This is a genomic window from Microvirga sp. jy35 (assembly GCF_056148915.1).
On sequence record NZ_JBWBEW010000085.1, the window covers coordinates 1 to 7,533 of the forward strand.

Consider the following 7,533-nt stretch of genomic DNA (forward strand, 5'->3'; position numbering starts at 1 on the left):
GATGATCTCTGGCGGAAAGCGGTGGCGTTTGTAGCTGACAGACCTGCTCATGCCGACCTGTCTACCTGGTCGCAGTCGTACCCGAATTAATGTGACAACGCCCCATGGGCTCCCGCAGCCAGACCAGCCGCTCCAAAGGGATTGATCTTCGTCCCTCGGAGTTTTATCTGAGATGGTTAGTCCCTTAATCGCCTAGCGCCATCGTGTGAGCCTGTTTCTGATCGTTGCGATGATCACGAACAGGGCACCGCCGCCTAACGCTCCGATAATCATCTCGCTGATGACATGGGTGTAAATGTCGTCCGGGATGTTTTTGGAGATGGCGCTATAGAGTTGGTGGAGCGCTGTACCAGCAAAGCCAACCAAGCAGCCGCAGAAGGCACTGCTCGAGGGACTTCATTCCGGTCCCAACTCTCTGCTCATGCAATGCGCCTGACCTGAGGCTCTGAGGCCTTCGCCTCTGTACCGACCGACTGAGAGGGCGCCCGGTTCACATGCGTTGAGAACAGGTGAGGCGGTGAATGTGATGGCTCGACGAGGTTCGATTGGTACCTCGATCCCTGTTTTTGGGTTGCGTCCAACGCGCTTAGCCTTCTCGCGCACTGTGAAGACCCCGAATGAGGTTAGCTTCACGGTCTCACCCAATTCGAGTGTGGAGCAAATTTCCTCAAGGACTTGATGAACCAGTTTCGCCGCGTGCTCCTTCGTGGGCATCGTCAACTTACGACTTGGGACAGGTCTACCCCTTCAGGAGCGACAGATCAGGTACTCGCGATGCCAGTTACCTCGGCCCAGACTTGGAAAGCCTGAGCTCGGGACGTGCGATGAGCGGCAGCGGTAATGTTTGCAGGACGGCGGAAGAGGTTTGCAACCTGATCGTGGGCCGAGAGGAAGCGCTGCGCCTGACCGGCTGATTTGAAGCGCTTCATGATCCGCTCACGTCGTCGGGTCGGCTGATGAGAGTTCTCCGCTCGATTGTTGAGGCCTTTGTGCTGCCGATGCTCGACGCCAGGCATCACAGTTCTCTTGGCAGCGGCGTAACTGGCCAGTCTATCGGTGATCATGACACGTGGAGTGATGCCCTGCTTCTTGAGTAGTTTCCGCAGCAAACGCTTGGCTGCTTTGGCATTGCGACGGCTCTGGACCAGGATGTCGAGCACGATCCCATGTTGATCCACTGCTCTCCAGAGCCAATGCTTCCGACCCGCGATGCTGATGGCAACCTCGTCTAGGTGCCACTTGTCTCCGGGTGCCGGAAGACGCCTGCGGATCTGGTTGGCAAAGCTCTGGCCGAACTTGAGGGCCCACTGCCGGACCGTCTCATGGCTGACCTCGATACCTCTGGCGGCCAGCATCTCCTCGACCATGCGTAGGCTCAGGGGAAACCTGAAGTACAACCAGATGGCGTAGCTGATCACTTCAGCTGGGAAGCGTTGGCGGGCGTAGCGAGGATGACAGGTCGAGTTCATCCCTTACCTATGTCAGCATCCCGTAACACTCGGGTTAAGCTGACGATCCCTCGTGATGGATGAACAGAACCCCTGATGGATCACGGATCAAATACCAGCGGTCGCCGCTTGAGCTTTCGTAGAACTTGCGCGCTTTTTCATGCGAGGCTCCTGTCAGATCGATCAACGGGGTCCTTGGAAGCGGCTCATGCTTGGATGCCGCTCTATCGCGCCCAGCCTTTTAACATAATAACGACACAACATTGACTGGTGTCGGAAATGTTCAGATAGAGCCTCGGATCGCGGCTGCGCGAGGGCGTTCAACGGCAGCAACCTTTGTCACTTCCGACAACTCCAGACTGGCATAGTCGCGGGTCGGGCTTGCCGCCTCATCAAGATTAAGGCTGAGATGCTCGATCTCGGACGCGGTCATTGGCCTTCCATGTGAGATGAGCATTTCAGCGAGGTCCTCCGGGAGAGCATCAACATGCTCTTGGAGGAGGAAAAGGGCGGCACGGATGGTACTCAACTCCCGTTCGTCAACGACAAGGGTGAGCTTCTTCATCGGGTAGAATCGGCCTCTCAGCTTATCCATTCAGGCTACCGGTGGATGCGGCGGAAACAAGGCAGCTAATCGAGAAAGTGGGCAGTAGGTGCGGTCTGGTTACCTCGCATCCTGACCTGATGACGGGCCTGCCACGTCAATCACTTCTATGCTGCCTGTGCACCTTCAGGCAGCACCGACCATCCCGGTCGAGGCCACACTCCTTTAGACCTCCACGCAGTGCAACGGTTCCTTAATTGACCTTGCTGACGATCCCACCTGAAAGGGTGCGATCATGATTGCAGGAGTAGGACGACCAGAGGAACCATCGTGCCAAGGTCGTTCTCTGGCGACCGGACGATCAACGCCTTGCTGGCTCGGCGGGATTATTGCGGGTATCCTGATAGCTCCTATCTTTATTCAGCTTCCTGCCCAGGCAGACGAGTTTGATGCTCTGGCCGTATATGGCGAGGCAAGACCCCTGAATGACCGCTGGCAAGCTTGTGCCGCGTCGTATGTACGGCAGCGGCTCCAATCTCAAGTCTCGTCAGACGCCCTTGCCAGGACTGCCTTACGCCGTTGTCGGCCTCAGGAGAGCAGGCTCCGCAGCTTCTTTGTCAGCAGGATCGGAAACCGGTCTGCGGAGAACGTGATAGCCGTTCTGCGCCAGCGCTATCAGGAAGACCTTGCCGCTGCGATCAATGAGCTTCGGACACGCGAGTAAAGTTCCCATTTAGAACGTGCTCACTTCGGCCTTTCAGGCTGCGACGAGCCACTCGCGTAGTTTCGTCCAGCGCCGCTTCATCTGCCCGCCTCTGACTGCTATGGCGACGGCCTTCTTCTGGCCCACCAGCACCACCAGCCGCTTGCCACGGGTGACACCTGTGTAAAGCAGGTTGCGAGCCAGCATCGTGAAGTGTTGCGTCACCACCGGGATGATAACAGCGGGATATTCCGAGCCCTGCGACTTGTGAATGGTTGTCGCATAGGCAGGGACGAGGGTGTCGAGTTCGCCAAAGGGGTACGATACCTCCCGCCCATCGAACGCTGCGATCAGTGCTCCTTCCTCGTCGTCGATTCTGGCCACCGTGCCGAGGTCGCCGTTGAAGACCTCGCGATCATAGTCGTTCTGCGTTTCCATGACCCGATCACCCGGAGAGAAACGCCAGCCGAACCGCTCCACCTTGGATGAAGGATTGGGATTGAGCACGTCCTGAAGCTGGATGTTCAGGTTACGAGCGCCGAGCACACCCCGGTTCATCGGGCAGAGCACCTGAACGTCCTTCATCGGATCGAGCCCGAACCGGCGCGGCATGCGCTCCTTGATCATCTGGATGATCTTCGGCACTCCCTCCTCGGGATCGTTGATCTCGACGAAGTAGAAGTCGCTCTCTTCCCCTGCCTTCGGTGGCTCAGGCATTTGGCCCTTGTTAATCCGGTGGGCGTTGACCACGATCCGGCTTTCTGCTGCCTGCCTGAAGACCTCGGTCAGACGGGCGACAGGAACGCGTTCGGAGGCGATAATGTCAGCCAGCACCTGCCCTGAGCCGACCGAGGGCAACTGATCTACATCTCCCACCATCAGCAGGCCAGCTTGTGCTGGAATGGCCTTGGTCAGGGCATTCATCAGCGGCACATCGACCATCGAGGTTTCGTCCACCACCAGCAGATCGCAGTCGAGCGGGTTCTCGTCGTTGCGTGAGAAGCCACCATGCTTCGGATCAATCTCCAGAAGACGGTGGATCGTTTTGGCCTCCAACCCGGTCTGTTCGGTCATGCGCTTGGCCGCGCGTCCTGTCGGAGCGGCCAGCGCCACCTTGACGCCTTTGGCGACCAGAAGGCGTAGGATGGTGTCAAGCAACGTTGTCTTGCCGACGCCGGGGCCACCGGTCACCACCGCCACTTTGGAGCCGAGCACCAGCTTCAGAGCCTCGCGCTGCGAGGTCGCCAGGGTTGTGCCCGTGCGGCTCTCGACCCATGGAATGGCCTTGTCGATGTCGATCTCAGGCCAGGGCAGTGGGCCAGACGCTCGTTCCATCAGCCGAGACGCAATGGCTTGCTCTGACAGATGGAGGCCCTTGAGAAAGAGACAGGTCTCGTCACCGATGGTGTCAGAGATGATTTCTCCTTTGGCCAACTCCTCGACGATAGCCGTGTGGATCAGTTCTCCGTCCACTTCGAGCAACTGCTCGGCCAAACGGGTGAGAGCCTCGACGGGCAGAGCACAGTGCCCCTCGTCCGTCGCCGTCTGAAGGGCGAACGAGATACCGGCCCGGATGCGCTGCGGGGCAGTCTTTTCCATCCCGAGCTTGGCCGCGATGGCATCCGCCGTCTTGAAGCCAATCCCGCGCACGTCCTTGGCCAGCCGATACGGGTCTTCGGTCATGACCTGAATGGCCTCATAGCCATAGGTCTTGAAGATGCGCACTGCTCGCGCCGTGCCGACGCCATGGGCATGCAGGAAGATCATGATCTCCCGCACGGCCTTCTGCTCCGCCCAACCTGAGACGATGCGGGAGGCTCGCATGGGGCCAATTCCAGAAACCTCGGTCAGACGTTCGGGCTTGGCCTCGATGATCTCAAACGTATCGATTCCAAAAGCAGCGACGATGCGCTTGGCCATAGCCGGTCCGATGCCGCGCATCTGCCCTGAGGCAAGGTACTTCTCAATACCCTCGACGCCAGTCGGGGGCGTTGTCTTGAGGACCTCGGCCTTGAACTGGAGGCCGTGGGTTCGGTCACTGATCCAAATGCCGCTGGCCGTGATCCACTCCCCTGCGGAGACACTGGGGGTATGGCCAACCACTGTCACAAGGTCACGCTTGCCACGGGTGTGGACCTTCAGAACAGCGAAGCCATTCTCGGCATTGTGGAAGGTGACGCGCTCGACCGAACCCGCGAGGGTTTCCAAGGCAGGTTTCTGTTCAGCCTGTGCGGGTCGGAACATCTGGTTCATGGTGCCTGCTGGGTCGAATTCCCAGCCTCTTTGACTCTATCGCGGGATTGCATTGCTGACGAGGTGGGGCTCCTTCGCTCCCAGCTACTTCGCCCAAGCCTACCGGTACCGGAATCGCGGTCGGCTCTCAGCAAGCTCGAAAGGAACGATAGGAGGTCAGAGCGTGACTTGACCCTGACCTATGTTCTATGTTTGTTCTTTTCGAGGCGTAGATCAAGAGAGGCCACCAGACCATGATTCGCACCGGATCAGACCGAAAGCTCGTCACGCCGAGTGAACCCGAGCAACAAGCAAAGGACATGAAGCGGTTGCTCGCAAAAGCTGAGCAGCAGATCAGGAAGCTGCAAGAGAAGGTTGGGGATCAGAAGCAGCAGATTCGTGAGTTCCAAGCTCAGGCCAAGCACGAGGATGGCCTTGCTACTGAGCGTGAGGAACTCAAAGCTGAGATTGTTGACCTGAAGGGTGAGATCAGGGAATTGATCCGTACCAACCGGGAGCAGGTTGAGAATCTTGAGGCGCTCCGGGCTGAGAACGCAAGATTGAAGGCTGGAGCGAAGGTCCAGTCGCCGAACAATAGGGCCACAGGGGCAGTCCTCCGGGAGGCACCACAGCCCTTGCTGTCCTGATAATCGGAGGCAGGCCGGTCTACGGTTCTCCCAGCGTAGCTCCTGGATAGTTGGACCATGAGCATCCATATCGAGCGCATGGCGAAAACATCCAAGAGCAACCCAGGCCAAAGGCGAGGTTCGCGCAAAGCACCTGGGCCAACTCGCGCTCGGTTGCCAATCCGCATCAGTGTGGATCGGGAGGCCCTCGATGCGCTGGATAAGCGAGCCATCGCTGCCCAGGTTGGAATCGGGATCGTGGCAGGTTGGCTGGCAAGCTGGCTTGTTGGCGGCTCTGGCCTGCTTCATTACGTGGTCACCGGACTTGCTGGATCACTCGTTGGCGGCTTTCTTCTGGAGCGCTTTGGAATTGATCTCGGCATTCGCAATCAGACCGCCAGCCGGATTGTCACCGCAATGATAGGAGCGATTATAGTTGTTCTGATCGCCCGCCTTGTAAGCTGACATCCTTCGGTGCATCCAATCCTTTGATCAGGTCTGTGAGCCTTTAGTAACAAGCGATATATGTTTGGTGCTCGACCTCACCCCGGTTCTGTTCGCTGACACTCCTATGACTATCGATCTACGACCGGCTTGTTCGGACGACTACAACTTCGCTCTCAACCTTTATCTCAAAGCCATCAAACCCCTCGTAGTTGCTTTGGTGGGCTGGGTTGATGAGGAGCAGGAAGCTCAGTTTGCGAACCTGTGGCGTCCGGATGATACGAAGATCATCACTCTCGAAGGCGAGGATATCGGTTGGGTCGAGTTTCGATGGACAGGTGATGAACTCTTTCTGAAGCAACTTTATATCACGCCGAAGCATCAGCGACAGGGCATTGGCTCACAAATCATACGGCTGCTGAACGAACAGGTTGGGACGGCAAAGTCGATGGCACTGTTCATGCTCAGGAACAATCCGGCTTACCATTTTTATCAGCGACATGGCTTTGAGGTCGTTCGCGAGACCCATACCACGTTGGTGATGCGCCGTATGTGGCTAAGGCGGCTTGATCCTACCGATTCAGTATCGGTTAGAGGACACATGATCCAAGTTGGTACAAGCAGGGTGCGGCGAGCCAAATGTCTGAAATCGCGGGCCACCCCATACTCTAAAACAGGCTCTGGGGCGAAGATCGAATACGATTTCATGAACCGGCATCCTGCAACTACTTTCAAAAAATCCTGTTCATTCAGAACGCGAATTGACGCGGGTCCTCCTCTGCATCGTTTTTCTTCGCTAACCTGATGAGAAGATCAGGGGAGATCGCGAGGCATGCGTAGGTCTGGGGTGCTTACCGTCCTTGCGTTGAGTTGGATCACCGCATCTTGCGCTGAAAGAATGGTGCATCCAGCCATTATACCCCAGCCAACTCCACCGAAAGCTGCACCCAAACCACAGCCGAACAATGTAGACATGAGGCGGCGGGCTGAGACGATTGCAGAGGATGTCAGAAGGCGCTCGGCTGTCCGCCCTCGGCAGATCACTCCAAGCTCCAGCGTCAAGTCAGAGCAGCCGCCAGAATCTGAAGTTCAGCCGCCGCAAGCATCCGAACAGCCACCGGAAGCTCAAACCTCGCCCGAGGCACCTATTGCTACAGTGCTTCCGCCGCCCTTGGAGCCTGACGAATCCAACTTCCCGTTCGCCGCGCTGATGCCTCCACCACCGGAACCTGCTGAGCCGACATTCTCTTCCGTCTCGCCAACCGTTGAACTACCGCCTCCACTGGAGCCTGCCGCGCCTGTCCTGCCAGAGGTGCCTGTAGGAGCGGCGCTGCCACCACTGCCCGATCCCGCTGAGCCGAGTTTTCCAGTCGCCGCACTCATACCTCCACCCTCGGAACCGGCTGAACCGTCTTTGCCTTCACAGGAAGAGGTCATCATAGAAGGTTTAATCGCAATCCCGTTCCCAGACCTTGCATCAAATCTTTCGCTTCGCCCGCAATTTGATTGGGTAGATACCGTAGGCTCTATCGAAGT

Annotated in this window: 6 protein-coding genes and 1 pseudogene; 3 read left to right on the forward strand and 4 right to left on the reverse strand. The window is 57.6% G+C overall.

Features of this window, described 5'->3' with window-relative positions; translation table 11 throughout:
* Positions 1–396: 396 nt before the first annotated feature.
* The 4 genes and pseudogenes from AC0QTX_RS26955 to recD2 all read right to left on the reverse strand — a co-directional run.
* Positions 397–693: pseudogene (locus AC0QTX_RS26955) on the reverse strand (integration host factor subunit alpha); the annotation flags it as partial.
* 68 nt (positions 694–761) lie between these two features.
* The gene (locus AC0QTX_RS26960; protein WP_474606871.1) at positions 762–1,469 is read right to left on the reverse strand and encodes an IS6 family transposase; all 708 of its coding nucleotides are present in this window, start codon (positions 1,467–1,469) and stop codon (positions 762–764) included.
* Positions 1,470–1,731: 262 nt separating this feature from the next.
* Positions 1,732–2,013, reverse strand: coding sequence for a hypothetical protein (locus AC0QTX_RS26965; protein ID WP_474606872.1), 282 nt, complete (start codon positions 2,011–2,013; stop codon positions 1,732–1,734).
* Positions 2,014–2,749: 736 nt separating this feature from the next.
* On the reverse strand, positions 2,750–4,948 hold the full coding sequence (gene recD2, locus AC0QTX_RS26970) for an SF1B family DNA helicase RecD2 (RefSeq protein ID WP_474606873.1): 2,199 nt from the start codon (positions 4,946–4,948) through the stop codon (positions 2,750–2,752).
* Between the two features lie 233 nt (positions 4,949–5,181).
* Here recD2 and AC0QTX_RS26975 point away from each other — a divergent pair, with 233 nt between their 5' ends.
* The 3 genes from AC0QTX_RS26975 (at position 5,182) to AC0QTX_RS26985 (ending at position 6,802) form a co-directional block, all read left to right on the forward strand.
* A complete protein-coding gene (locus tag AC0QTX_RS26975; protein ID WP_474606874.1) occupies positions 5,182–5,574 on the forward strand; it encodes an MreC domain-containing protein in 393 nt (130 codons plus the stop codon).
* Between the two features lie 57 nt (positions 5,575–5,631).
* Complete coding sequence (locus AC0QTX_RS26980) at positions 5,632–6,018, forward strand: GlsB/YeaQ/YmgE family stress response membrane protein (RefSeq protein ID WP_474606875.1); 387 nt, start codon at positions 5,632–5,634, stop codon at positions 6,016–6,018.
* A gap of 67 nt (positions 6,019–6,085) precedes the next feature.
* Positions 6,086–6,802, forward strand: coding sequence for a GNAT family N-acetyltransferase (locus AC0QTX_RS26985; protein WP_474606876.1), 717 nt, complete (start codon positions 6,086–6,088; stop codon positions 6,800–6,802).
* Positions 6,803–7,533 lie beyond the last annotated feature (731 nt).